The 3,376-nt window shown below is 70.1% G+C and carries 3 protein-coding genes; all 3 read right to left on the reverse strand.

What is annotated here, in order from left to right; all coding sequences use genetic code 11:
• Positions 1-57 precede the first annotated feature (57 nt).
• The 3 genes from ACFU99_RS38165 to deoC are packed head-to-tail and all read right to left on the reverse strand — an operon-like array spanning position 58 to position 3,353.
• Positions 58-921 (reverse strand): aldehyde dehydrogenase family protein, encoded by an 864-nt coding sequence (locus ACFU99_RS38165; protein ID WP_384401646.1) that lies wholly within the window; start codon positions 919-921, stop codon positions 58-60.
• Positions 911-2,344: an aldehyde dehydrogenase family protein gene (locus tag ACFU99_RS38170; protein ID WP_384401649.1), complete on the reverse strand. Its 1,434-nt coding sequence runs from the start codon at positions 2,342-2,344 to the stop codon at positions 911-913. The genes ACFU99_RS38165 and ACFU99_RS38170 overlap by 11 nt, the downstream gene beginning before the upstream one ends.
• Positions 2,345-2,351: 7 nt before the next feature.
• The gene (gene deoC, locus ACFU99_RS38175; RefSeq protein WP_384401652.1) at positions 2,352-3,353 is read right to left on the reverse strand and encodes a deoxyribose-phosphate aldolase; all 1,002 of its coding nucleotides are present in this window, start codon (positions 3,351-3,353) and stop codon (positions 2,352-2,354) included.
• Positions 3,354-3,376 lie beyond the last annotated feature (23 nt).

A 3,376-nucleotide genomic window follows, 5' to 3' on the forward strand; every position in this document is an offset into this window, starting at 1 on the left:
ATCATCGTTAGTCGTGTGGACTCACGATGATCAACGGTGGCCGCACCTGGAGTGGTACTACACCCCCATCGGGTGCCACACCGTCTTCGTCTCCAGGAAGGCCAACAGACGCTCCGTACCCGGGTCCGCCGACCAGTCGGCCGGTCGCGGGCGCAGCACGCGCTTGAGGTTGTCGGCGGCGGAGACTTCCAGTTCCCGCGCGAGTTCGGAGTCGGCACCCGCCAGATCAATGGCGTTGACGTCCTGGTGGGCGGCAAGGGAGGGCGCGATTTCGCTCGTACGTCCCGAGAGGACGTTCACGACGCCGCCCGGAACGTCGGACGTGGCCAGGACCTCGGCCAGCGACAGCGCAGGGAGCGGGGACTTCTCGCTCGCGACGGCCACCGCCGTGTTGCCGGTGACGATCGCCGGGGCGAGGACGGAGGCCAGGCCCAGGAAGGAGGATTCCTGCGGGGCCAGCACCGCCACGACGCCTGTCGGCTCCGGGGTGGAGAGGTTGAAGAACGGGCCCGCCACGGGGTTGGCGGAGCCCGCGATCTGGGCGACCTTGTCGGACCAGCCCGCGTACCAGACCCAGCGGTCGACGGCCGCGTCCACCTGGGCCGCGGCCTTGGCCTTGGAGAGGCCCTCGGCCTCGGCGACCTCCGCTACGAACTGGTCGCGGCGGCCCTCCAGCATCTCGGCGACGCGGTAGAGGATCTGGCCGCGGTTGTAGGCCGTGGCGCCCGACCAGCCGCCGAACGCCTTGCGGGCCGCGACGACCGCGTCGCGCGCGTCCTTGCGGGAGGAGAGGGGGGCGTTGGCGAGCCAGTTGCCCTTGGAGTCGGTCACCTCGTACACCCGTCCGCTCTCGGACCGGGGGAACTTGCCCCCCACGTACAGCTTGTAGGTCTTGAGAACGCTCAAGCGATCAGCCGACATTGAGGTACGCCTCCAGACCGTGACGGCCGCCCTCGCGGCCGAAGCCCGACTCCTTGTAGCCGCCGAAGGGCGAGGCCGGGTCGAACTTGTTGAACGTATTGGCCCACACGATGCCCGCCCGGAGCCGGTCGGCCATCCACAGGATTCGGCTGCCCTTCTCCGTCCAGACGCCGGCCGAGAGCCCGTACGGCGTGTTGTTGGCCTTCTCGACGGCCTCGGCGGGCGTACGGAAGGTCAGGACGGACAGCACCGGGCCGAAGATCTCCTCGCGGGCGATGCGGTGGGCCTGGGTGACGCCGGTGAAGAGGGTGGGCGCGAACCAGTAGCCGGTGGAGGGCAGTTCGCAGGACGGGGCCCAGCGCTCGGCGCCCTCCGCCTCGCCCGCGTCGGCGAGTGCGCGGATACGGGCCAACTGCTCGGGGGAGTTGATGGCGCCGACGTCGGTGTTCTTGTCGAGCGGGTCGCCGACGCGCAGGGTGCTCATCCGGCGCTTGAGGGCGTCCAGGATCTCGTCCGCCACGGACTCCTGCACGAGCAGACGGGAACCGGCGCAGCAGACGTGGCCCTGGTTGAAGAAGATCCCGTTGACGATGCCCTCGACGGCCTGGTCGACGGGCGCGTCGTCGAAGACGATGTTGGCGGCCTTGCCGCCGAGTTCGAGCGTGAGCTTCTTGTCCGTCCCCGCGACCGTACGGGCGATGGCCTTGCCGACCTCGGTGGAACCGGTGAAGGCGACCTTGTCGATGCCGGGGTGCGCGACGAGCTCGGCGCCGGTCGTGCCGTCGCCCGTAAGGATGTTGACGACGCCCTTGGGGAGCCCCGCCTGGCGGCAGATGTCCGCGAAGAAGAGCGCGGAGAGCGGGGTCGTCTCGGCGGGCTTGAGGACCACCGTGTTGCCGGCGGCGAGCGCCGGGGCGATCTTCCACGCGAGCATGAGCAGCGGGAAGTTCCAGGGGATGACCTGACCGGCGACGCCGAGCGGGCGGGGGTCGGCGCCGAAGCCCGCGTAGGGGAGCTTGTCGGCCCAGCCCGCGTAGTAGAAGAAGTGCGCGGCGACCAGCGGCAGGTCCGAGTCGCGGGACTCGCGGATCGGCTTGCCGTTGTCGAGCGTTTCGAGGACGGCCAGTTCGCGCGAGCGCTCCTGGATGATGCGCGCGATGCGGAAGAGGTACTTGGCGCGCTCGGCGCCCGGCAGCGCCGACCACTTCTCGAACGCCTTGCGGGCCGCCCGTACGGCCCGGTCCACGTCCTCGGCGGCGGCGTGCGCCACCTCGGAGAGGACCTCTTCGGTGGCGGGGGAGACGGTCTTGAAGACCTTGCCCTCGGCGGCCTCGCCGAACTCGCCGTCGATGAACAGCCCGTAGGAGGGCGCGATGTCGACGACGGAGCGGGACTCGGGGGCGGGTGCGTATGCGAAGGTCATGGGTGCCTCAGTCCACCGTCACGTAATCGGGGCCGGAGTAGCGGCCTGTGCTGAGCTTCTGACGCTGCATCAGCAGATCGTTGAGCAGGCTGGACGCGCCGAAGCGGAACCACTCGCCGGTCAGCCACTCCTCGCCCAGGGTCTCGTTCACCATCACCAGGTACTTGATCGCGTCCTTGGTGGTGCGGATGCCGCCGGCCGGCTTCACGCCGACCTGTACGCCGACCGCGTCGCGGAAGTCCCGGACGGCCTCCAGCATCAACAGGGTGACGGGCGGCGTGGCGTTGACGGCCACCTTGCCCGTGGAGGTCTTGATGAAGTCGGCGCCCGCGAGCATCGCGAGCCACGAGGCGCGGCGCACATTGTCGTACGTCGACAGCTCGCCCGTCTCGAAGATCACTTTGAGGTGCGCGGCGGTGCCGTCCTCACGCCGGCAGGCCGCCTTGACCTGCTGGATCTCCTCGAAGACCGAGAGGTAACGGCCGCTGAGGAACGCGCCCCGGTCGATCACCATGTCGATCTCGTCGGCCCCGGCGGCCACCGCCTCCGCGGTGTCGGCGAGCTTCACCGGCATCCCGGCGCGCCCGGAGGGGAACGCCGTCGCCACCGAGGCGACGTTGATGCCCGAGTCGCCGAGCGCGGCCTTCGCCGTGCCGACCATGTCGGGATAGACGCAGATCGCGGCGACCTTGGGGGTGGTGCGGTCGGTGGGGTCGGGGTTGACGCCCTTGGCGCACAGCGCCCGGACCTTGCCGGGGGTGTCCGCGCCCTCCAGGGTGGTCAGGTCGATCATCGAGATCGCCAGGTCGATGGCGTACGCCTTCGCCGTGGTCTTGATCGAGCGGGTGCCGAGGGCGGCGGCGCGGGCCTCCAGCCCGACCGCATCAACGCCCGGCAGTCCGTGCAGGAAGCGGCGCAGCGCGCCGTCGCTGGCGGTCACATCCGCCATCGAGGCCAGTCGCTCCGCGGCGTCGTTGCCGTGTGCGGGTACTACCGCAGGGGGTGCCATGGTCACCAGCTGAGCATATCTAC

The organism is Streptomyces sp. NPDC057654 (genome assembly GCF_042800135.1).
Classification (GTDB): Bacteria; Actinomycetota; Actinomycetes; order Streptomycetales; family Streptomycetaceae; genus Streptomyces.

What these genes read in the sequence shown, in the direction of transcription:
- ACFU99_RS38165 (WP_384401646.1), bottom strand. Translation starts at nt 921, where the DNA reads ATGTCGGCTGATCGCTTGAGCGTTCTCAAGACCTACAAGCTGTACGTG.
- ACFU99_RS38170 (WP_384401649.1), bottom strand. Translation starts at nt 2,344, where the DNA reads ATGACCTTCGCATACGCACCCGCCCCCGAGTCCCGCTCCGTCGTCGAC.
- deoC (WP_384401652.1), bottom strand. Translation starts at nt 3,353, where the DNA reads ATGGCACCCCCTGCGGTAGTACCCGCACACGGCAACGACGCCGCGGAG.